General features: G+C 50.5%; 18 protein-coding genes. 12 read left to right on the top strand and 6 right to left on the bottom strand.

All coding sequences use genetic code 11. From position 1 onward, the window contains the following. Positions 1 to 3 precede the first annotated feature (3 nt). Positions 4 to 288 carry a zinc ribbon domain-containing protein gene (locus tag B7992_RS08195; RefSeq protein WP_249506250.1) on the bottom strand — a complete coding sequence of 95 codons (285 nt, stop codon included), beginning with the start codon at positions 286 to 288 and terminating at the stop codon, positions 4 to 6. A gap of 51 nt (positions 289 to 339) precedes the next feature. Between B7992_RS08195 and B7992_RS08190 the strand changes: the two genes are divergently transcribed. Further along, complete coding sequence (locus B7992_RS08190) at positions 340 to 1473, top strand: nucleotidyltransferase family protein (RefSeq protein ID WP_073237509.1); 1134 nt, start codon at positions 340 to 342, stop codon at positions 1471 to 1473. Between the two features lie 101 nt (positions 1474 to 1574). On the opposite strand, the gene B7992_RS08185 is transcribed toward B7992_RS08190, so the two are convergent. Beyond that, on the bottom strand, positions 1575 to 1976 hold the full coding sequence (locus tag B7992_RS08185; RefSeq protein WP_088666009.1) for a hypothetical protein: 402 nt from the start codon (positions 1974 to 1976) through the stop codon (positions 1575 to 1577). Positions 1977 to 2880: 904 nt separating this feature from the next. On the opposite strand from B7992_RS08185, the gene B7992_RS08180 reads away from it, so the two are divergent. Then, positions 2881 to 4998, top strand: coding sequence for an OmpA family protein (locus B7992_RS08180; RefSeq protein WP_073284308.1), 2118 nt, complete (start codon positions 2881 to 2883; stop codon positions 4996 to 4998). 90 nt (positions 4999 to 5088) lie between these two features. Here the strand turns inward: B7992_RS08180 and aspS are convergent, their stop codons facing one another. Continuing rightward, positions 5089 to 6873 carry an aspartate--tRNA ligase gene (gene aspS, locus B7992_RS08175; RefSeq protein WP_073159262.1) on the bottom strand — a complete coding sequence of 595 codons (1785 nt, stop codon included), beginning with the start codon at positions 6871 to 6873 and terminating at the stop codon, positions 5089 to 5091. 400 nt (positions 6874 to 7273) lie between these two features. Here aspS and B7992_RS08170 point away from each other — a divergent pair, with 400 nt between their 5' ends. From B7992_RS08170 to B7992_RS08130, 9 genes are all read left to right on the top strand, one after another. Beyond that, on the top strand, positions 7274 to 7876 hold the full coding sequence (locus B7992_RS08170) for an ATPase (protein ID WP_088666008.1): 603 nt from the start codon (positions 7274 to 7276) through the stop codon (positions 7874 to 7876). A 13-nt stretch (positions 7877 to 7889) separates the two neighbouring features. Beyond that, positions 7890 to 8426 carry a DUF2764 family protein gene (locus B7992_RS08165; protein ID WP_073159258.1) on the top strand — a complete coding sequence of 179 codons (537 nt, stop codon included), beginning with the start codon at positions 7890 to 7892 and terminating at the stop codon, positions 8424 to 8426. Between the two features lie 17 nt (positions 8427 to 8443). After that, positions 8444 to 10201: a V-type ATP synthase subunit A gene (locus B7992_RS08160; RefSeq protein WP_088666007.1), complete on the top strand. Its 1758-nt coding sequence runs from the start codon at positions 8444 to 8446 to the stop codon at positions 10199 to 10201. After that, the gene (locus B7992_RS08155) at positions 10194 to 11495 is read left to right on the top strand and encodes a V-type ATP synthase subunit B (RefSeq protein WP_073284313.1); all 1302 of its coding nucleotides are present in this window, start codon (positions 10194 to 10196) and stop codon (positions 11493 to 11495) included. Before B7992_RS08160 ends, B7992_RS08155 begins: the two co-directional genes overlap by 8 nt. A 3-nt stretch (positions 11496 to 11498) precedes the next feature. Then, positions 11499 to 12140 (top strand): V-type ATP synthase subunit D, encoded by a 642-nt coding sequence (locus tag B7992_RS08150; protein ID WP_073284316.1) that lies wholly within the window; start codon positions 11499 to 11501, stop codon positions 12138 to 12140. A gap of 8 nt (positions 12141 to 12148) precedes the next feature. Then, positions 12149 to 13993 (top strand): V-type ATP synthase subunit I, encoded by a 1845-nt coding sequence (locus B7992_RS08145; RefSeq protein WP_254917655.1) that lies wholly within the window; start codon positions 12149 to 12151, stop codon positions 13991 to 13993. A 24-nt stretch (positions 13994 to 14017) separates the two neighbouring features. Continuing rightward, the gene (locus B7992_RS08140) at positions 14018 to 14479 is read left to right on the top strand and encodes a V-type ATP synthase subunit K (RefSeq protein WP_233488164.1); all 462 of its coding nucleotides are present in this window, start codon (positions 14018 to 14020) and stop codon (positions 14477 to 14479) included. 183 nt (positions 14480 to 14662) lie between these two features. Continuing rightward, on the top strand, positions 14663 to 15121 hold the full coding sequence (locus B7992_RS08135; protein ID WP_073159250.1) for a V-type ATP synthase subunit K: 459 nt from the start codon (positions 14663 to 14665) through the stop codon (positions 15119 to 15121). A 124-nt stretch (positions 15122 to 15245) separates the two neighbouring features. Then, positions 15246 to 17042, top strand: coding sequence for a chloride channel protein (locus tag B7992_RS08130; RefSeq protein ID WP_088666005.1), 1797 nt, complete (start codon positions 15246 to 15248; stop codon positions 17040 to 17042). A gap of 48 nt (positions 17043 to 17090) precedes the next feature. On the opposite strand, the gene B7992_RS16335 is transcribed toward B7992_RS08130, so the two are convergent. The 3 genes from B7992_RS16335 to B7992_RS08120 form a co-directional block, all read right to left on the bottom strand. Further along, positions 17091 to 17267: a hypothetical protein gene (locus B7992_RS16335; RefSeq protein ID WP_176421889.1), complete on the bottom strand. Its 177-nt coding sequence runs from the start codon at positions 17265 to 17267 to the stop codon at positions 17091 to 17093. A gap of 290 nt (positions 17268 to 17557) precedes the next feature. Then, entirely contained in the window at positions 17558 to 18643 is a 1086-nt protein-coding gene (locus B7992_RS08125) for a tRNA-dihydrouridine synthase family protein (protein ID WP_176421888.1), read from the bottom strand. A gap of 34 nt (positions 18644 to 18677) precedes the next feature. Beyond that, entirely contained in the window at positions 18678 to 19763 is a 1086-nt protein-coding gene (locus B7992_RS08120) for a peptidoglycan DD-metalloendopeptidase family protein (RefSeq protein WP_088658484.1), read from the bottom strand. 258 nt (positions 19764 to 20021) lie between these two features. Between B7992_RS08120 and B7992_RS08115 the strand changes: the two genes are divergently transcribed. After that, positions 20022 to 21434 carry a glycine--tRNA ligase gene (locus B7992_RS08115; protein WP_073284325.1) on the top strand — a complete coding sequence of 471 codons (1413 nt, stop codon included), beginning with the start codon at positions 20022 to 20024 and terminating at the stop codon, positions 21432 to 21434. Positions 21435 to 21569 lie beyond the last annotated feature (135 nt).

Below are 21569 nucleotides of genomic sequence, written 5' to 3'. Positions count from 1 at the left end.
AAACTAAAGGACCATGGCCGCAATAAAGGCTAGGGCTACGATAATTGCGGCGACGGTGCCTACAATGCCACCGAAGCCGCTTTTCTTTTTGGCATAAGGGCTGTTAGGATCGTCTCCAAATTCATTTTCCAGGATTTCCTCGTAGTCGGGGAGCTCTTCGTCTGCGAATTCGGCTCCATCTTTCCAGCCGGTGTTCTTGTCGCTACCGCAGTGGCGGCAGAAGGTGGCGTCGGGCTTGATTTCGGCCCCGCAGTGAGGGCAAATCATGGTAACGGAATTGTCTTTCATTAGCTCCAATATACAAAAGTTGCGTGAATTATTAATACATTTGTTGAACGTATGCAGAATTTAGACGGCTTGTATTTTTCGTTGCTACGGATTGCCTTGAATGTGACCACAGAATCCTGCTTGCCTCGGGCCTTGTCCGATGACGAATGGCGGTGGGTTCATGATTACTCCGTAAAGCAGTGCCTGGTTGGGGTGCTGTTTCGTGCTGTGGAAAAGTTGCCTCATGATCAGCGTCCCCCTCGAGAACTATTGCTACGGTGGTCGTTTGAATCTCATAAGATTCAGCTGGTAAATGAACGCATGAATAAAACGGCTGCCGATTTAACGGAGATGTTCTGTGGCCGAGGGTTGCATCCTGTTATATTAAAGGGGCAGGCGAATACGCTTCTGTATCCCGATCCGTTTTGCCGTCAGGCCGGCGATATCGATATTTTGCTGGAAGGTGGCCGCGAAGGTGTTTTGCGAACTCTAACGGAGATGAACCTGCACGTAGATGCCGAGGATGATGTTAGCGATCATCATGTGCATCTTGAGCCGGGCCTTTTTGGTGGTATTACGGTGGAAGTCCATTTCTGTCCGACGTCCAGCTTTTCTCCCTATAAGACGAGAGCCATGCTTCGTTTTCTAGATGGTGAGCTGGAAGAACTTCGTTCCTGTGCGGATTGTAGTTCCTGGAAGGTGGCTCAAGGTTTTTGCGTTCCGAGTATTCCCTTTGCCCTGGTAATGCAGTTGTCCCATTTGAGACAGCATTTTTTCAGTACCGGAGTGGGTTTGCGCCAGTTGGTGGACTATCACCAGCTGCTAAAGAATTCTACCGAAGAAGATCGGGTGCGCGTGTCGAAAATGCTGGGTGAATTTGGCTTGTTTCACATGGCCGGTGCCGTTATGTGGTTGATGCGTGAAGTGTTTGGTCTCGGTGAAAATCAGCTACTTTGCCCTGTAGATAAAAAACGAGGGAAGAAACTGCTTAATGTTGTTATGAACGGGGGCAATTTTGGACGATATGCGGCTGATTATCGGGTTCCTGTGCTAAAACGCTGGATTATTGACCGCAAACGTTTTATTTGGCTGTTGAAATTTGATGCCACAGAGGCGATTTGGCATGAATTGCGTTATTGGAAGACCACGATTTCCTTGATTCCTCGAAGAATAAGGCGGGGGAGGGTGGCTCTAGGGAATCGCTAACTTAATGATGAATCTGAAAAGGAGATGGCTTTCGTCATCTCCTTTCAGCTTTTCGGGAGTGTGTATGAAAAAATCCTTGAAAATGCGATTTTTCGGAGCTTTTACGGCTCGGAAACCTGCAGGCTGTAGCCTAAATTGACCTTGCCGCCTGCATTTCGTGTTCTTTGAATCTTGTATTCTACGCGTTCAGCGCCCTTGGGCATGCAAAAGTTGACCTTCTGGTACCCCTTGTTCTTGTGAGATGACGTGTAAGTCTTGATAATTTTGCTGCCAGCGCCAATAATATTGACCGTCAGGGTCATTTCTTGCTGTAATTTATTGCTGTGAGTAGGAGAATCGTCTTGTTGCTGCCAGGTTATAGACTTCTGCCACATCTTGCCGGGCTCAACTTCACCGGCATCTTCTATGTAGATGTATTCGCCCTTGCCTTTGGCATCAGGCTTGAAATGCGACTTATTGCCGCCAATCCAGTACCTTGAAGAGGTACCTGTGACAATGCTCATTTTATTCTCCAACAAAACCCAAATGTGATGAATATCACAAATATAGCATAACTATCTAATTGTGGCAATGGTGGTTGGTTAAAATGAAAGAAAAAATGTAGAGAAGGTGAAATCTTTGTAAAAATGGTTTATTTACTTCGAATTTTCGTAGGTTTTTAGTCTGTCCTTAATTTTTTAACTTTATAAGAAAAAAGAAAGTTTTGCTAGGGACAAATTTATAGTAATTTTGCGTTGTCTTGGTAGCATCCCTGCTGAGACTATTACACCTCAAAAATAACCCGTCGACGTTGCTGTCGGCGGGTTCTTTTTTTTACCTCTTACTTTGTTTTAATTTTTTATTTTGATTTTGTACAAAAAACGCCCAGCCATTCGGCTGGACGCTTTTTTGTTTTGCGTAGGGTATAGCTTGATACGTTGTAATCCGTATTTGGACTACGATTGGTAAAAATCTTATGTGTGTGGGGGGGGGTAGTATAGGTATGAGCTGAGTATACTATCAGCTTTATCTGTAGTTTCTTTGTTGACCTCGATGTAACCCTACGCATTTGTTAGATGCGTTTGCAAATATACAATAGTTTGTTCTGTACCGCAATGGGAAATGATGGTAATATTTTAAAATAAGATAAATATATTTTAATGTTGTGTGTTGTGTGATATGTTGTATGTTTAGTTTATTTTGCTTGTTGAGTTCTTTTTGTTAAGGTTTATGCAATCTGTTTTTCAACATTTCTTGAAGAAATCATTAATCGAGAGAGAGAAGCTTTTAAAAGTCCCCTATAATCTGAAATCGCCCTATTTTGGTGTGAAATTTGAATTGTTCTATTCGCCAAACGGTTTGTTTTGTTATTTTTTTTACATATTTTTGTGAAATTCACCTTTTTTTTCATCTAGGAAGGAATGGACTATGAAAAAGGCTTTAAGAACGGCTGTTATGGCTCTAGGCTTCGCTGCCGGTGCTGCATTGGCCCAGCCGGGTATTGAAGGCGGAACTGACGGTCTTCATCAGATCAATACCAAAACCCTTGGTATAGGTAATATGACTTTGGGTACTGGTGGTAATATTTCTACCAGTGCATGGGGTCTTTCTCGTGGCGGCGTATTTGAAATGGATGGCAAGCGTTATTCCTACAACGCTGCTGACTATTCCCAGGCTGGTAACATTTTCTTTGGCATGGGTGTCCTTGACTTCTGGGATATCGGTGTCGTTCTGCCTCTGTACTATGAACACGCCAATTCCGACGGTCCTTCCGGTGATGCAAACCAGTGGACCACCAGCCGTGGTGACCTGGATATGTGGATGAAGATCCGCGCTCCTTTCAAGTCCAAGGTGTTTAGCCTGGCTGCCATGTTGGACTTGTACGCTCCTACAGGTGAAATTGGTGCCGGCGTGCGTCCACGCCATGTGTGGTACTTGAACAGCGAAACTTATACCAGCCCGTTCACTGCTGGTGACTGGACCTTTGCGGCCGGTCTTGTAACAACTTTTGACTTTACCAAAGTTGGTTATCCCTTCCGCGTGAACGCAGCTGCCAGCTATGTCTACCCGGTTGATCTGGCCGAAACCAATGCTCTTGTGTATGCCGCTGGCGTAAACTGGATTCCCAAGAAATGGGTGGATGTGTTCTTGGAATATTCCGGCGAAATGCGTTTGCAGAGCAAGGGTAACCTGAAGTTCAGTCCCATGAATGATCCCATGCTCATTACCCCGGGTTTCCGTTTCCACTTGCCTTATAATGTTGATTTTGCTGTTGGACTTGAAGTGGCTGTTCGTACCTTCAAGAACCTGGGCTTCGATCACGATAAGGAAATAGAAGGTTGCGACGATGTTATCCTTTCCTATATCGGTGAAAATGGCCATACGGCTACTTATTGCTACGCTCCTACTCCCCTTATTTCTGGTGCCGCCGTGCTTAGCGTTCGTTTCGATCCGTTTGGCCCCAAGGACACCGACAAGGATGGTGTTCCTGACGAACAAGATAAGTGTCCCAGCACTGCCAAGGGGATTAAGGTCGGTTCCGATGGCTGCCCCCTGGATAGCGACAAGGATGGCGTGATCGATGATCTGGACAAGTGCCCCAACACTCCGGCTGGTAGCGTTGTGTTCTATGATGGCTGTATCGATACTACCGGTACCCGTCTGAAGGCTGAAGAAGATGCCCGTAACAAGGCTAAGGCTGATTCCGCAGTTAGCGCCAACGCTCGTGCCCTGATCTTGGATTTGGATGGCGATGGCATTCTGGACGACAAGGACAAGTGTCCAAATACTCCGGCTGGCGTTCCTGTTGATTCTACCGGTTGCCCCATGGACTTTGACCACGACGGCGTGAACGACGCCCAGGACAAGTGCCCCAATACTCCGGCTGGTACTCCTGTAGATTCTGTAGGCTGCCCCATGGACTTTGACCACGACGGCGTGCCCGATCACCTGGACAAGTGCCCCAATACTCCGGTAGGCATCGAAGTGGACATTAACGGTTGTAAGATGGACTCCGATAAGGATGGCATCCCCGATACTCAGGACAAGTGCCCCGGTACTCCCGAAGGCATGCCTGTTGACTCTATCGGCTGCTCTCTGGACTTTGACCACGACGGCGTGCCTGACATGAAGGACAAGTGCCCCAATACCTTGCCCGGTATCCGCGTCGATGAAAATGGCTGCCCCCTCGACAAAAAGGAAGACCTTGACCAGTTGAAGAAGGGCATTCAGTTCAAGACAGGTTCTGCAACCCTTACCAAGAGCAGCTTCGGTACCTTGGATGACGTTGCCGCCCTCATGCGCAAGATTCCCAACGCCAACCTAGAAGTTCAGGGTCACACCGATGACAAGGGCTCCGACGAAAAGAACATGAAGCTTTCTCAGGATCGCGCCCAGGCTGTGGTGGATTACCTGATCAAGCGTGGTGTTGAAAAGGATCGCCTCCGTGCTGTTGGCTATGGCCGCACCATGCCTTTGGCAGACAATGTAAATGAAGATGGCCGAGCCCAGAACCGCCGAGTGGAACTGGTTCCGTTCGAAAAGTAATTCTTTTATATCGACATTGAAAAAGAAGCCTCGCTCTGGGCGAGGCTTCTTTTTGCGTAAAGCTGTAAAGTATAAAGCGAAAAAAGTTCTTTAGTCCTTTTTCGGCATCTGCACGGCGATATGGATGTCCTGCAGCTGCTGCAGATCCACTTCGCTGGGGCACTGGTCCATGGGACTGGATGCGCTGGTGTTCTTCGGGAATGCGATGTAGTCACGGATGGATTCTTCACCTTCCATGGTTGCAACAACGCGGTCCAGACCGAAGGCCAGACCACCGTGGGGAGGAGCGCCGAACTTGAAGGCGTCCACGAAGAAGCCGAACTTTTCCTTAACCTGTTCTTCGGTAAGACCGAGGAGGCGGAAAACCTTTTCCTGAACTTCAGGGTTGTGGATACGCACGGAACCGCCACCGATTTCAACACCGTTAAGAACAAGGTCATAAGCTTCGGCGTTGCAATCCTTCAGGTTGCCGGAGAGCATCATGTCCAGATGTTCGGGCAGCGGGTTGGTGAACGGGTGATGCATAGCCATGTAGCGGCCTTCGGTATCGCTGTATTCGAACATGGGGAATTCAGTGATCCAGACAAATTCGCGCTTCTTCGGGTCACGGAGACCCTTGATGCGAGCCACTTCGAGACGGAGCTGACCCATAGCGGTAGCTGCAATCTTTTCGGGACCTGCGATGAAGAACATCATGTCGCCGCACTTAGCACCGACTGCATCGCGGAGTTCGTTGAGCTGTTCGGTAGTGAAGAACTTGCCGACCTGAGTTTCCACTTCGTCATTTTCCTTGACGCGCATCCATACGAGACCCTTGGAACCGTACTTAGCAACGTAAGCGGTGAGTTCGTCAATCTGCTTACGGGTGAAGTCAACGCAGCCCTTAGCAGCGATACCGCGGATCTTGCCACCAGCGGCAACGCAGTTCTTGAACACGCCGAATTCGCTCTTGGCACCGATTTCGGAAACGTCATGGATTTCGAGGTCAAAGCGGAGGTCCGGCTTATCGGAACCGTACTTGAGCATTGCTTCTGCCCACTTCATGCGGCGGATCTTCTTGGGTGGTTCGAAGTTCCAGACCTTACCGAGAACTTCGGTAACGAACTTATCGAACATGCCCATCACGTCGTCCTGGTCTACGAAGGACATTTCGACGTCGATCTGGGTGAATTCCGGCTGACGGTCGGCGCGGAGGTCTTCGTCACGGAAGCACTTGGCGATCTGGAAGTAGCGGTCCATGCCAGCGATCATGAGGAGCTGCTTGTACTGCTGCGGAGACTGGGGGAGAGCGTAGAACTTACCAGCGTTCACACGAGAGGGAACCAGGTAGTCACGTGCGCCTTCCGGAGTAGACTTACAGAGAACCGGAGTTTCGATGTTTTCGAAACCGTTTTCATAGAAGAAGTGGTAGACTTCCTTCAGGAACTTGCTCTTGAGCATGAGTTTCTTCTGGATCCACGGGCGACGGAGGTCCAGGTAACGGTACTGGAGGCGGAGGTCGTCGTTTTCCTTACATTCTTCGTTGGGGTCGTTGATGGCCAGGGGAGAAGTGAGGGCTGCGTTCAGGATGGTAAGTTCGCTGATCTTCACTTCGATTTCGCCGGTAGCCAGCTTTTCGTTGGTGTTGCCTTCTTCACGGGCATAGACCTTACCGGTAACGCAAATCACGTATTCGTTACGGAGAGTTTCTGCGTTCTTGATAACGTCGGCATTGTAATCCGGATTGAACACAATCTGGGTCTTGCCATACTTGTCGCGGAGGTCCACAAAAATCACACCACCGTGGTCACGGCGACGATCCACCCAACCACAGAGAGTTACGGTCTGGCCAACATCTTCCTTACGGAGCTGGCCACAGTTATGAGTACGTTTCATTGTATTACCCTTTGGTATAAAAAATTTACGGGCGTAAATATAGAAACAGGAGCGTGGTGTGACAAAAGGCTACTCCGATTTTTGGGATAAATTCGGGCCTTGAAGTTCTTTTTCCTGATATGGATGGACGTCTGATAAAAAAGGTCTAACTTTTATAGATAAGCTTTAAAATCCATAATTAGAAATTCTCTAATGTATAAGCAAAAGTTATAGTTTTTCGTAAACTTTGTATAATAAAATTTAACATTCACGAAATCGGACCTTTTTTTAGAAAAAAAATGAAAAAATCGGAAAAATTTTATGAAAACTGCGACTTTTTGATAAAAAACCTTGTATATTCTTACCGAAATTTTTCAAAAAGTCCCTAAAAAGGGCTTCTTATTGTTATTGGAGATAAAATATGGCAGAAGATTTGCAATACCTTATGGAACGCATCCAGAAGGATGCTGTTGACAAGGCAGAAAACGATGCAGCAGCAATTATTGCTAAGGCAAAGGAAAAGGCAGCCGAAATTGTCAAGGCCGCCGAAGCCGAAGCTCAGGCAAAACTTGCCAAGGCCGATAAGGATGCTGAAGCATTTACCGAACGTAGCGAACGCACTCTGGAACAGTCTGCACGCGATCTTCTTCTTTCTGTAGGCAAGAATCTTCAGGATATGATTCTTAACCTGCTCTCCCTCCAGGTCGAAAAGTCCCTGGACGAATCTACCGTCAAGGAAATGCTCCTTTCTCTGGCTAAGGGCTACAGCGCCCACGTCGAAGTGGACTTCAGCGAAGAAGATGCCAAGAAGCTTGCTTCCTTCGTTACTGGCGAATTTGCAAAGCAGCTTTCTAACGGTGTTGAAGTTTCCAGCGATAAGGGTGTCAAGTATGGCTTCCGCGTCAAGCTGGACGGTGGCAAGGTCACCCACGAATTTACCGAAAAGGCAATGGCAGACGCTCTTTCTGCATTGCTCCGCCCGCAGCTGGCCAAGGTCGTTAACGCTGCAGCACAGGCAAAGTAATTAAGGCGAATCAATGAGTTCTCCTTCTTATTTAATGGCTTCATTGCCGATGATCAACCTGGGAGATGTTCCTCCTGTGACTATGGATGATTTCCGTAGCCGCTGCGAAGGTGCTCTGGACCAGGCTGAACTTGAAGCTTTGAACGCCTTGCTTAACAATGAACCGTCTGACGATGAATTCGTACAGTCCTATCAGGCTCACGAGATTCAGATGAAGAACGTTTCCGGCAGGCTCCGCGCCCAGGCATGGGGCCCCGATGTTCGCTTTAGCGAAAAGAGCTTTGCCGGCTACGACGTCTATTTCGCCAAGATGATTCAGGATGCATTTGCCAAGTCCAATCCTATGGAAAAAGAGCAGGATCTGGACAAGGCCCGTTTTTGGCTGGTTGATTGCCTCGCCGGTGTAGGGGAGGAAACGGTCAAGCACGTATATGCATACGCAATTAAGCTCCAAATTTGTGCACGTTGGGCCCGCCTTTCTGAAAAGGCCGGCGACGCTGCTGTACTCAACGTTATTAATGCAAACGATCCTGACTTTGTTCAGGAATGACCGGAGGTCCATTTTCAATGGCTAGTATCGGAAAAATCATCGGTGTGAACGGTAACTTGATTCGCGTCAAGTTCGAAAGCGCCGTGTCTCAGAACGAAGTGGCTTATGCCAAGTTGCCCTCCAAGAATAAGGATGGCAAGTCCGAAATTATCCCGCTGAAGAGCGAAGTGATTCGTATCCGTGGCGACTACGCAGAACTTCAGGTGTTCGAAGATACCACTGGCCTTAAGGCTGGCGACGAAGTCGAATTCACTGGCGAACTGCTTTCTGTGGAACTTGGACCTGGTCTTCTGACTCAGGTGTTCGACGGTCTTCAGAACCCCCTGCCCGAACTTGCCGAACAGTGCGGCTTCTTCCTGCAGCGCGGTAAGTATCTGCCGGCCCTCCCTCGTGATAAGAAGTGGGCCTTTACCCCGGTTGCAAAGCCTGGTGACGTTTTGGTCGCCGGTGATACCATCGGTACCGTACCCGAAGGCGTGTTCACCCACCGCATCATGGTGCCTTTCAAGGTTCTCGGCAAGGTGACCGTGGAATCCGTCGTTCCTGCTGGCGAACATGTCGTTGAAGACGTCGTCGCAGTAGTCAAGAACGAAAAGGGCGAAAAGATTGAAATCAAGATGGTCCAGACCTGGCCGGTGAAGATGCCTATCAAGGCTTTCGAAGAACGTCTTCGCCCCACCAAGCCGCTGACCATGCAGCAGCGCATTGTGGATACCTTCTTCCCTGTGATGCAGGGCGGTACCTTCTGTACTCCGGGCCCCTTCGGTGCCGGTAAGACTGTGCTGCAGCAGCTCATGAGCCGTTACGCAGACGTGGACATCGTGATCCTGGCCGCTTGCGGTGAACGTGCTGGTGAAGTGGTAGAAACCCTTCGCGAATTCCCTGAGTTGATCGACCCCCGTACCGGTAAGTCCCTCATGGAACGTACCCTTATCATTTGTAACACTTCTTCCATGCCGGTGGCTGCTCGTGAAGCTTCCGTTTACACCGGCGTGACCCTGGCTGAATACTATCGCCAGATGGGCCTGAACGTGTTGCTCCTGGCTGACTCTACTTCCCGTTGGGCACAGGCTCTCCGTGAAATGTCCGGCCGTCTGGAAGAAATTCCGGGTGAAGAAGCCTTCCCGGCATACCTGGAATCTGTGATCGCAGCCTTCTACGAACGCGGTGGCGTTGTTCGCCTGAAGGACGGTTCCACTGGTTCCGTGACCATCGGCGGTTCCGTTTCTCCGGCAGGTGGTAACTTCGAAGAACCGGTGACCCAGGCTACCTTGAAGGTGGTGGGCGCATTCCTCGGCCTTAGCCGTGAACGTTCCGACCAGCGCCGCTTCCCGGCAATCCACCCGCTGGATTCCTGGTCCAAGTACGAAGGCATCATCGATTCCAAGAAGGTTGCCGATGCCCGCAAGATTCTTGCTGCTGGCGTTGACGTCAACAACATGATGAAGGTGGTGGGTGAAGAAGGTACCTCTATCGATGACTTCATTACTTACCTCAAGTCTGAATACCTGGATGCAGTCTATCTGCAGCAGGACGCATACCACGAAATCGACGCAGCCTGCACTGGCGACCGTCAGAAGTATGTGTTCGGCAAGGTTTATGAAATTCTCAAGACTCCTATGTCCTTTGCAGAAAAGGATGTTGCACGTACCTTCTTCCTGAAGCTCACTCAGGCTACCAAGGACTGGAACCGCGTTGCAATGGATTCCGCAGAATTCAAGGAAATTGAATCCAATATTACTGCTTCCGTGAAGGAGGTAACTGTCAATGCATAATGTTGCTTACCATCGTATTGAACGCATCGCCGGTTCTGTGATCTCTCTGAAGGCAGAAGGCGTTGCCAACCAGGAACTGGCTCAGGTTACTAGCTCTTTCGGTACTTCTCTCGCCCGTGTAATCCGTATTGACGGTGACATGGTTGACCTGCAGGTTTTCGCAGGCGCCCGTGGCGTTTCTACCGATTCCGAAGTCCGCTTCCTGGGCGAACCCATGAAGGTTCCTTATTCCGAAGCTCTCCTTGGCCGCGTGTTTAACGGTGCTGGTCAGCCCCGTGACAACGGTCCGGAAGTCGATGGCGAACGTATCGCAATTGGCGGCCCTTCCGTGAACCCCGCAAAGCGTATTATCCCGAAGACCATGGTCCGTACCGGTATTCCCATGATCGACGTGTTCAATACTCTGGTGGTGTCTCAGAAGCTCCCGATTTTTTCTATCGCTGGTGAACCGTATAACGAACTTCTTGCCCGTATTGCTCTGCAGGCAGAAGTGGACGTCATCGTTCTTGGCGGTATGGGCCTGAAGCACGACGACTACCTGTACCTCAAGGACTTCCTTGAAAAGAACGGTGCTCTTAGCCGTACCGTGATGTTCATGCACACTGCATCTGACCCCATTGTGGAATGCTTGCTGGTGCCTGATGCATCACTCGCTGTTGCCGAAAAGTTTGCAACCGAAGGTAAGAACGTTCTGGTGCTTCTCACCGACATGACCAACTTTGCAGACGCCATGAAGGAAATCGCAATTACCATGGAACAGATTCCTTCTAACCGTGGCTATCCTGGCGACCTTTACTCTTCTCTCGCTAGCCGTTACGAAAAGGCTGTGGACTTCGAAGGTTCCGGTTCTATTACCATCCTTGCCGTTACCACCATGCCTGGCGATGACGTGACCCACCCGGTTCCGGATAACACCGGTTACATTACCGAAGGTCAGTTCTATCTGCGTAAGGGCCGTATCGAACCGTTCGGTTCTCTGTCTCGTTTGAAGCAGCAGGTGAACGGTAAGACCCGTAGCGACCACCGTACCATTATGAATACCATGATCCAGCTCTACGCTTCTTACAAGGAAACCCTTGAAAAGCAGTCCATGGGCTTTAACATGAGTACTTGGGACCAGAAGCTGTTGAAGTACGGCCAGCGTTTCGAAAAGGAAATGATGGACCTGTCCGTGAACATTCCTCTGGAACAGGCTCTGGATCTTGGCTGGACCATTCTTGCCGACTGCTTCCAGCCCGAAGAAACCGGTATTCCTTCCAAGATGATTAGTCAGTATTGGCCCAAGAAGGGGTAATTAATGGCTAAAGTCAAGTTAACCAAAAACGCCCTCAAGGCGGAACGCGACGCATTGAAGCGCTTCCAGCGCTATCTGCCCACGTTGCTGTTGAAAAAGCAGCAGCTGCAGATGGAAATGCGTACGCTCCAGGAGAGGGTGATGGCAAAGCGCGAGGAGGAAGACAAGCTCCGCAAGAGCATGTCCTCCTGGATTTCGCTGTATGCCGAACCTATCGATTGGTCGAAGTACCTGTCGGTGAAGGAAGTGCGCCAGGGCGAAGGTAATATCGCCGGTGTCCGCATTCCTACATACGATGGGGTAGACTTCAATGTGACCATCCCTGACTTCTTTACTACGCCGGTTTGGCTGGACGACGGTATCCGCAGTCTGCAGGGCCTTATTTCCCTGCGCCTGGAACGCCGCGTTCTCGAAAAGCAGTACGAACTTCTTTCTCAGGAACTTCGTACCACAAGCCAGCGCGTGAATCTTTTCGAAAAGGTCAAGATTCCCGAAGCCAAGGACAACATTCGCAAGATTAACATCTTCCTGGGTGACCAGCAGACCTCCGGTGTGGCCCGTAGTAAGCTTGCCAAGGGCAAGTCTACCGCTCGTGCCGCAGCACAGGATGCCGCAGCCGCTCAGGACAAGGGGGTAGCCGCATGATTACTCCTATGAAGAAAGTAACCATTCTCTGCCTGGACAAGGAACGCGAGGCTTCTCTTGAAAAGCTCCGCGAGATGGGCGTCCTTCATGTAACCCCGCTGGTAAATCCCACGGGCGTAAAGCTGAATGCCGCCAAGTCCAAGGTCATGCGAATCCGCAAGGCTCTCGAGGCAATCCCCGCCAAGGCAGGGAAGGATGCCGTCGCTCTTGACGCATCTGTTGCTTCTCAGCCCGCAGTCGAAGCCGTGCATCAGATGGTGCAGGTCAAGAAGGACGCTACGGACGAAATCTCCAAGCTCCATAACGACCTGAATCGTCTGAACAACTTCGGCAATCTGGACCCGCAGACTGTTAAGTCTCTGGAAGAGAGCGGTGTTTTCGTAAAACTCTATGAAGTTGATCCCAGCAAGACTATTTCTGCTGATGACGGCGCCGTTGTGTTGCCCTTCGGTCAGAGCCTTACTGGAAATCTCTTTGCCGTAATAAACAAGGGTGAAGCTCCTGCAGCCGTAAAGGATGCCGTTGAACTTCCTCTGCCGTCTATGTCCTTGGCCGAAATGCGCCAGAAGTTGGAAGCCGCCAATGCAGAACTTGCAAAGGCCGACAAGACTCTGGAAGGCCTGGCCGCCAAGCGCTCCGAAATCGATTCCGCATTGGTTGACGCCGATGAAGAATACGACCTTCAGGAAGCTTCTAGCGGAATGCTGGCTGGTGCAAGCATCGCCATGATCCAGGGTTTCGCTCCTGCAAATCGCATGGGTGAAATTCAGGAAGCCGCAAAGGCTAATGGCTGGGGCGTCCGTGAAGAAGATCCTTCCGACGACGACATGGTGCCCACACTTTTGACTCACAAGCCCATTGCGAAACCCATGCAGTTCCTGTACGATATTATCGGTATCGTTCCGGGCTACAAGGAAATCGACGTTTCCGCAGTGTTCCTGGCTTTCTTCAGCCTGTTCTTTGCTATCATCGTTGGTGATGCCTTCTACGGAGCTCTGTTCCTGGCACTCACTATCGTTGCCCGCAAGAAGGCTCCGAAATCCAAGAGTGCAGGCTTTAGCTTTATGTACCTTATGAGTGGTGCTACCATCGTTTGGGGCATCATGAATGCAAGCTATCTTGGTTTGACTCCGGAAATTGCTCCCTGGGTTGCAAATCTTGATTTGGCTAATGCATCCTTCTGCCCTGAAGGCCTGAAGAATGCCATGCATTGGATCCGTCAGTCTTCCAACATGCAGTTCTTCTGCTTCTGCATTGCAGTGGTCCATCTGACTATTGCACACGTTTGGAATGTGGTTGTCCAGATCCAGCGTAAGAGTACTACAGCTCTGGCTCAGGTTGGCTGGCTGTTCTCCACCTGGTACATGTTCTTCCTGGCAGGAAACATGGTGCTGGGCGAAAAGGTCCCGGAAGTGTTCAGAAACTTCTTCAGCGGTCCTACTTCGGCTCCGATGATCTACGTGCTCATCGCTGGCGTAGTACTTCTGGTGCTGTTCTCTGTGCCCCCTTCCAAGCTCAAGGAAGAATGGATTTCTATCCCCATGCTCGCCTTGAACATCGTGAACAACTTCGTGGATGTGATTAGCTACATCCGTCTGTTCGCAGTGGGCCTTTCCGGTGCTGCCATCGCAGAATCCTTCAGCGAAATGCTTTCGCCCATGTTCGGTTCTGTTGGCGGTCTCCTTGGTGCAGCCATTGTGCTACTCTTTGTTCATGCCCTGAACATTGCACTTGCCGTCATGGGTGTGGCGGTTCACGCAGTGCGTTTGAACACCCTAGAATTTTCTAACGGCCTTGACCTGCAGTGGAGCGGTTTTGGCTTTAACCCGTTCAAGAAACGGAAAAACGTTTAATAACAACAAGTAGAGGATAAAAATATGTTAGATCACGAAACCATGGTAACTCTCGGCAAGATGGGTGCAGCAGCAGCTCTCGGCCTCGGTGCTCTCGGTTCTGCTCTTGGTTGCGGTACCGCTGGTATGTCTGCAATCACCGTATGGAAGAAGGCTTACGCTCAGGGCAAGAGTGCTCTCTTCACTCTCCTTGTGTTTGTGGGTGCTCCCATTTCCCAGACCATTTACGGCATGCTCCTGATGAACTTCATCCTGGGTGCTGCAAATGCAGAAAACTTCAACAACTGGGCTGCTTGCCTCGGTGCCGGTATCTTCGGCGGCCTCGGCATGATGGCTTCCGCATGGTTCCAGGGTAAGGCTGGTGCTGTTGCTTGTGACGCTCTGGGCGAAACCGGCAAGGGCATGGTGAACTACCTGATGGTTCTCGGTGTGGTCGAAACCGTTGCTCTGTTCGTCATGGTGTTCGCAACCCAGACCTTCGCTTAGTAGGTATGAGGACGCCTTACTTTTGTAAGGCGTTGGGGTATGAGGTCGTGCCTTAGGCACTAGAGGCTAATGGATAATATCAAACGCCTTGATTTAATTGAAAAGACCTCATTCCTCTAGGCGCTATTGCGCCGACCTCAAAGCGAACGTAGTTCGCGTCCTCACTCCTATAAGGAATTGAATATGGATCAAGAAACAATAGTGACTCTCGGCAAGATGGGCGCCGCCGCGGCTCTCGGTCTTTCCGCTGTCGGCTCTGCAATGGGTTGCAGTACTGCCGGCATGGCGGCGATCGGTTCGTGGAAAAAGGCCTACCTTAAGGGGAAGAACGCTATGTTCACCTTGCTTGTTTTCGTGGGCGCACCTATTGCGCAGACGATTTATGGCATGCTTCTGATGAATACCATCCTGAATGCAGCCAACAAGCCGGATTTCCATAACTGGGCTGCTTGCCTGGGCGTGGGTATCTTCGGTGGACTGGGCATTATGTTCTCCGGCTGGTACGTAGGCAAGGCCGCCTCCAACGCCTGTAATGGCTTGGGTGAAACCGGCAAGGGTCTTGTGAACAGCTTGATGGTGCTTGGCGTGGGTGAAACCGTTGCCTTGTTCATCATGGTGTTCTCGATGATGCTGGTGAGCTAAAAAAGGTATGAGGTACGCTCGTACACTCGCTTGAGGTATGAGGTCGGCCCTTGGCCTTTGAGGCTTTATTAAGAACCTCGTGCAGATTCTGCATGGGGTTCTTTTTTCTATTTTTGGCTAAGTAATGTCGCAGTTCTTGAAAAGATTTAACAGGTTCCTGGTGGTCAACGGCTATATGCCGAAGATTTTCTTGGCTGCGTTTATTGGCTTTGTGACTGGTGTGGTGGCTGTTGCCTTTCATTTTGGCCTTGAGTTTGCCAGCGCACTGGTGCGTAAACCTTGGACCGGTGAGAATGCCTTGCCCTGGTGGACTTTTGCCGTAATGCCTGCGGTTGGCGGCCTCATTGTGGGTGTCATTATTTACGCAATCGCCAAGGCTCCCGAAACGGCCGGCCAGGGTACCGATAACATGATCAAGTCCTTCCATCACGAGGGGGGCAAGATCCGCAAGCGTGTGGCTCCGATAAAATTCCTGACCAGCATTATTACCTTGGCGACGGGTGGCAGCGCTGGTTATGAAGGCCCTATTTCACAAATCGGTTCCGGAATCGCCTCCACTGTTTGTCATGGTTTTAACATGCCCCAGACATTGCGTCGTCAGTTCACCTTGGCGGGAACGGCTGCAGGTCTCGGTGCAATTTTTAAGGCTCCGCTGGCAGGCGCTTTAACTTCGGTAGAAGTGCTTTATCGAGAAGATTTTGAATCCAACGCCTTTGCCACATCCATCGTTTCGTCGGTGGTGGCTTTTACAATCTACATTGCCTTTGTAGGAACTGCCCCGGCTATTGCGGGTGTTCCGATTTTCCCCTTTACCAACGGCGTTGAACTTTTAGCTTGTGCCCTGTTGGGCATTCTCTGTTTCCCCTTTTCTTATTTGTATGTTCGTTGCTACAACGAGTCTGAAACCCGTTTTGCACGCTGGCAGATTCCCAACTGGACAAAACCCGCTATTGGCGGCCTCATGATTTCGCTGCTGGTGCTGGCTTACCCCGAAGTAGCCGGTGGCGGATTTGAATTTATTGGCGAGGTCATGGGAGCTATGTTGCCCCATACCGTATGGGGTGTGATGCTGTTGCTGGGCATTGTGCTGGCAAAAATCTTGGCTACGGGGCTTACGGTGGGTTCTGGCGGATCCGGCGGCGTGTTCGGCCCTTCGCTGTTTATTGGTGGAGTTCTGGGTGCCATGTTTGCGGGCATCTTGGAACTGGTGGCTCCGGGTGCAATCCGCGAACCTGAGATGTTTATTCTGGTAGGTATGGCTGCCTTTTTTGCGGGGGCCGCCAAGGCGCCCATTGCCGGTGTGGTTATGGTCTGCGAAATGACTGGTAGTTATAGTTTGCTGCCTGGGCTTTTGATTGCGGCTGTTATGCACATCTCGTTCTCTCGAGGTTGGAGCATTTATAAAAGTCAGGTGGTGAACAAGTTTGCCTCGCCGGCTCATCGTGGCGACATGGATCAGGATGTTTTACGAATTACCACCGTTGGTGATGTGATTGAACATTGCGAAATGAAGACCCTCCGTGCAGAGGATTCCCTGTTTGATGTTTTGAAGGACATCGAGGTGGATTACGTCTATCCTGTCTACGAAGGAACTTCCAAGACTCCGACAGGATTGTCCAAGCCTCATGATCATTCGGGAACGTACATAGGATTGTTGGACATGTCCATCGTGAAGAATGCCTATATCAGTTCGCCGGACTTGATTCAGCACTTGCTGATTTCTGACTGTACAGTAAAAGCTCCGATGCTGAATGAATCCATGGACTTGCATTCGGCATTGAAGATTTTTGTACGAACGTCTATGAATGAGCTGTGTGTCAAGAATAAGAATGGTGATGTAATAGGCGTGTTGAGTCACGCAGCCATCTTTAAGGCTTACGATAAGATTGTAAGGGATTCGCAGAAAACTGATGAATTATAGAGAAGAAGTGAATGAGTATATGCCTGGTGATGTGATGTGGTCGGACATCTAGACTGTTACGCTGTACACATTCAGGGTAGCTTGTTTCAACGTGTGGTCAAAACCTACAGAATAAGTGCTGATGGGACTTACACTGTTGATGGACGTTCTAATGTTGGACTTGTAAGAGTGACGACTGAGATGAATTCTCTTGGTATCTATGTGTACAATATGTATCTGCTGCATAGCACGGGTATTGAGTATTACCATTATGGAGAAAATGGTCAAGAACGATTCTTGGGTGTTCGTGCTTCAACTACATATAATCCCCTGGAACAATTTTATTGAAGTTTACCATCCCGGAGGAATTAGTCCTTGACCTTGTTCAACGTGATGGCTGAAATTGCTCCGGCAGGTGTGTTGCTGTTTGTCAATGACTATTCTAATTATCTTTATGGAGTTTCTTTTAATACGCGAGTGGTGGTGGCTGGGGATTGAACGTACAGTACAATCTGCCTTAGGTTCCTCGCAAGTTCTTAGATAATACCGCGCAAATCGTCCACTGCATTTAGGTAATCGCTGAGGTTTCGGGCCTTGGCGATTTTCTTTATGATGCGTTTTTCCAAAACGGCGTAGGTCCAGAAGGGGCGAAGTTTGTCCAGGATTTGGGCGTCGTTCTGGAGGCGCTTGCGGTAGTTATCCAGAATGGAATCGTGGATTTTTAGGAGCGCAGAAAGAAGGCTCGTTTGGGACTGCGCAGGGGACTGCGCTTGAAATTGCACGGCGAGTGCTGGATTGGCCAGGAGCCCGCGACCGATCATGATTCCCTTGAGGTTCGGGAAGCGGCGTTCAATAGCCTGAATGTCTGAGAGGCTGGTGACATCGCCGTTGAATATGACAGGGTGGCGGCACTGGGAATAGAAGGCTTCGAATGCTGCGAAGTCCAGCGCACCCTTGTACTGCTGGATGCCTGTTCGCGGGTGCATGGTGATGTGGGCAAGGGGAGCCTCGTTCAACAGCGGCAGCAGGGCTAGACATTCGTCGGGGGAGGTGTAGCCCAGACGCATCTTGATGCTGAACGTGAGAGCTGCATCGGTCTGCTGTCCAGAACGGCGGGCGACCTCCTGAAGGATTTCCCTGACAGCATCCACTCGCGGGAGGATGCCTGAACCGCGGCCCGATTTCGCCTGCATGGGGAAGGGACATCCCATATTGATATCAATCTGAGGGAAGACTTCGTCTGCTGCAAAACCGCAATCTTTTTTTAGCTTTTGAATGTCATCAACTAGTATGCGGAATTCGGCGGCGTCCTTGCAAATGACTTGTGGAACCACGTTGTAAAAATGCGGGGCTTCATCATCGCTTGAACTGTAATCTGCGTTTTCGCAATGGCAGATGTTTGACTGCTGGCTTTTGATGAATTCCAGGTCCTGTTGCAAATCCCGCAGATCTTTTTCTCGGGCGGCACCTTTCTCGACGCGCAAAAATGGGGTGTAATAGGCGGCGATTCCTGACTCACCGGCCTTGGGCCCGGCATGCAAAAAATGAGCCCGTCTGTAGGCGGACTCAGTAAAACCTTGTAGCGGTGCGAAATAAACCGGCAACATTTCGGCTTCTCTCATCTCTCGTCTGTAGCGAAGCGTTCTCTCGTCTATATTACGAGCAGCGGAGGACTTGGCCGGGGCGGATGTTGTTGCTCTTGAGGCCATTTAGGCGCTTCAGCTTACCCACAGAAATTCCGTAGCGGCGGGCGATTTTACCCAGACAGTCTCCGCGGCGGACCTTGTAATAGCGGTGCTTGGCCAGTTCCTTCTGGTATTCGTCTTCGACACCCTGAATCTGGGCCTGGTCAATTTCGGTGGTGGCGGCTAGGTAGGTGCCTTCCTGGAAATTGAATACGGTGGTGGGGTCGATATAGACACCGTTATACTTCATTTCGAAGTGGAGGTGGGCGCCAAAGGATCGTCCGGTATTGCCTCCGATGCCTACGGTGTCCCCAGCCTGAAGTTCATCGCCGATTTTCACTTTCCAGCTGGCCAGATGGGCGTAAAGGGTAGTAAGACCGTTGCCGTGATCGATGATGACGTACTTGCCGTAACCTTTACGGCGACCCTGGTTGCGGACCAGCTTGACCTTGCCGGGGAATGCGGCCACGATGGTGCGGTCTTCGCCATGGCAGAGGCCCAAGTCAACGCCACGATGCATACGGTAGGTACGGATGCCATAGGGGCTTGCGATGCGGCGGCTTTCGGTGGGAATCATGGCTGTGGTCATGTCAAGAACCAGTTTGCCATCGGTGTCGTTCGAAGTGGAGTCGCTCATGGCGGCGGCCAGTTCGGCGTCCGCTTCTTCCTGGGACATTTCCTTGCCGTCGTCAGTTTCGGAGCTGTCGGATTCTGCTTCGGAATCGGTTACGGCTACGTCGGTATTTGCCTTGTCGGCGGCTTCCACAGCCTCGGTTGTGGCAAGCTTTTCTTCAATTGCTGCTGCTGGAGCGTCTACGTTACCTGCATCGGTAGAATCAATGGCTGGGTTGCCGGAAAATTCACTTTCGGTAATGGTTGCGGTAACTTTTTTTTCGGTTGAGGCCACGGAAGAGGGATTTGTCGCTTCGGTGACTTCTGTGATTTCGGATTCCAGGATAGCCTTGTCGTCTACAACTTCGGTAAGCTCTACAGTCCCATTTTCTGCAAATAGGGCGACAGGCAATGCAAACAGTGTGACAATTGAACCAAACTTCATAATAGTGGGGGTAAAGATACCTTTTTTACGGTCAATTGTCACGGAGGGAGAGGGGGATGAGGTATGAGATATGGGGTATGAGATATGGATTAATAAGTTAGGCGCCTTTGGTGCGATTATAACAATTCATATCTCATAATTCGTAATTCATAATTTACTATATTTCGCCCCGTCAGGGCCTATCATCCAGGTAGGTTCCTAGTCCGGCCAAAGGATATGCCTGCAAAGTTCAGGTTCGGCCGAAAAAGGATATATAAAATGGCAAAGAAAGTTCAAGACGCCCTCAAAGATATCATCTCCCTCTGCAAGCGCCGCGGTTTCATTTTCCCGGGCTCCGAAATTTATGATGGCCTGGCCAACACTTGGGACTACGGTCCGTATGGTGTTGAACTGAAGCGCAACATCAAGAACCTCTGGTGGAAGAAGTTCGTTACCAGCCGCAAGGATGTGCTGGGTCTTGATAGCTCCATTCTCTTGAACCCCCGCGTTTGGAAGGCTTCTGGCCACGTGGGTAACTTCTCTGACCCCCTGGTTGACTGCCTCGCTTGCCACGAACGTTTCCGTGCAGACCACCTGCTGGAAGAAAAGCTGGGTGACGGCTGCTGCGCTGGCAAGAACTTCGACCAGATTGCCGAAATGATGGTGGAAAACAAGATCGAATGCCCGAGCTGCGGCAAGACCGAATTCACCAAGCCCCGCGCATTTAACCTCATGTTCCAGACCGAAATCGGCGTTATCGAAGGCGAAGGCAACAAGGTTTACCTCCGTCCGGAAACCGCTCAGGGTATCTTCGTCGACTTCAAGAACATCGTCGACAACGTTCGCCCCCGCATTCCGTTTGGCGTGGGTCAGATCGGTAAGTCTTTCCGTAACGAAATTACCCCGGGTAACTTCATTTTCCGTACCCGCGAATTCGAACAGATGGAACTGGAATTCTTCTGCGAACCGGGCACCGAACTTGACTGGTACAACTTCTGGCGCAAGTATTGCTTCAACTGGCTCATCAAGGACCTGGGCGTGAACGAATCCAAGCTCCGCCTCCGCGAACATGCCAAGGAAGAACTTTCCCACTACTCCAACGGTACCACCGACGTTGAATACGAATTCCCGTTCGGTTGGGGCGAACTGTGGGGTATCGCAAGCCGTACCAACTTCGACTTGACTGCTCACCAGAACGAATCCAAGGTCAAGCAGGAATACAACGACCAGGTGAACAATAAGCGTTACGTTCCGTACGTTGTTGAACCGTCCCTGGGTGTGGAACGCTTGCTCCTCGTTCTCCTCTGCGACGCTTACGAAGTCCAGAAGCTTGAAAACGACGAACGTACCGTTCTCCACTTCGACCCGAAGGTTGCTCCGGTTAAGGTTGCTGTCCTCCCGCTGGTCAAGAAGGGTCAGGTCAAGGCTAAGGCTGAAGAACTTTACGAACAGCTGCTCCAGCGCTGGAACGTGGAATACGATGAAACTCAGTCCATCGGTAAGCGTTACCGCCGTCAGGACGAACTGGGTACTCCGTTCTGCGTCACCGTCGACTTCGACACCGTTGGCGAAGGCGAATCCGATCCGGCAAAGCTGGGCTACGTCACCGTCCGTGAACGTGACTCCATGCAGCAGGAACTGGTAAAGATCGACGAACTGGAAGCATACCTGGCTGCAAAGCTCGGTTGTTAAGAGGTATGAGGTCGGGCTTCGCCCTCTGAGGTGCGAGGTCGCGACTTTGTCGCTCTGAGGTTATAGTCAGAGCTTCGCTCTAGAATCTAAAAAGGTCACTCCCGATGTTTTTTCGGGGTGGCTTTTTTTATTTTC

Origin of the sequence: Fibrobacter sp. UWH1 (genome assembly GCF_002210365.1) — a bacterium.
Classification (GTDB): domain Bacteria; phylum Fibrobacterota; class Fibrobacteria; order Fibrobacterales; family Fibrobacteraceae; genus Fibrobacter.
The sequence above is the reverse complement of the archived record's forward strand: the minus strand, read 5'-3'. Positions and strand labels throughout refer to the sequence as shown.

What these genes read in the sequence shown, in the direction of transcription:
- B7992_RS16335 (WP_176421889.1), bottom strand. Translation starts at nt 17,267, where the DNA reads ATGCAGCAGATACATATTGTACACATAGATACCAAGAGAATTCATCTC.
- B7992_RS08135 (WP_073159250.1), top strand. Translation starts at nt 14,663, where the DNA reads ATGGATCAAGAAACAATAGTGACTCTCGGCAAGATGGGCGCCGCCGCG.
- B7992_RS08140 (WP_233488164.1), top strand. Translation starts at nt 14,018, where the DNA reads ATGTTAGATCACGAAACCATGGTAACTCTCGGCAAGATGGGTGCAGCA.
- B7992_RS08165 (WP_073159258.1), top strand. Translation starts at nt 7,890, where the DNA reads ATGAGTTCTCCTTCTTATTTAATGGCTTCATTGCCGATGATCAACCTG.
- aspS (WP_073159262.1), bottom strand. Translation starts at nt 6,873, where the DNA reads ATGAAACGTACTCATAACTGTGGCCAGCTCCGTAAGGAAGATGTTGGC.
- B7992_RS08115 (WP_073284325.1), top strand. Translation starts at nt 20,022, where the DNA reads ATGGCAAAGAAAGTTCAAGACGCCCTCAAAGATATCATCTCCCTCTGC.
- B7992_RS08190 (WP_073237509.1), top strand. Translation starts at nt 340, where the DNA reads ATGCAGAATTTAGACGGCTTGTATTTTTCGTTGCTACGGATTGCCTTG.
- B7992_RS08185 (WP_088666009.1), bottom strand. Translation starts at nt 1,976, where the DNA reads ATGAGCATTGTCACAGGTACCTCTTCAAGGTACTGGATTGGCGGCAAT.
- B7992_RS08125 (WP_176421888.1), bottom strand. Translation starts at nt 18,643, where the DNA reads ATGAGAGAAGCCGAAATGTTGCCGGTTTATTTCGCACCGCTACAAGGT.
- B7992_RS08170 (WP_088666008.1), top strand. Translation starts at nt 7,274, where the DNA reads ATGGCAGAAGATTTGCAATACCTTATGGAACGCATCCAGAAGGATGCT.
- B7992_RS08130 (WP_088666005.1), top strand. Translation starts at nt 15,246, where the DNA reads ATGTCGCAGTTCTTGAAAAGATTTAACAGGTTCCTGGTGGTCAACGGC.
- B7992_RS08180 (WP_073284308.1), top strand. Translation starts at nt 2,881, where the DNA reads ATGAAAAAGGCTTTAAGAACGGCTGTTATGGCTCTAGGCTTCGCTGCC.
- B7992_RS08120 (WP_088658484.1), bottom strand. Translation starts at nt 19,763, where the DNA reads ATGAAGTTTGGTTCAATTGTCACACTGTTTGCATTGCCTGTCGCCCTA.
- B7992_RS08195 (WP_249506250.1), bottom strand. Translation starts at nt 288, where the DNA reads ATGAAAGACAATTCCGTTACCATGATTTGCCCTCACTGCGGGGCCGAA.
- B7992_RS08160 (WP_088666007.1), top strand. Translation starts at nt 8,444, where the DNA reads ATGGCTAGTATCGGAAAAATCATCGGTGTGAACGGTAACTTGATTCGC.
- B7992_RS08145 (WP_254917655.1), top strand. Translation starts at nt 12,149, where the DNA reads ATGAAGAAAGTAACCATTCTCTGCCTGGACAAGGAACGCGAGGCTTCT.
- B7992_RS08155 (WP_073284313.1), top strand. Translation starts at nt 10,194, where the DNA reads ATGCATAATGTTGCTTACCATCGTATTGAACGCATCGCCGGTTCTGTG.
- B7992_RS08150 (WP_073284316.1), top strand. Translation starts at nt 11,499, where the DNA reads ATGGCTAAAGTCAAGTTAACCAAAAACGCCCTCAAGGCGGAACGCGAC.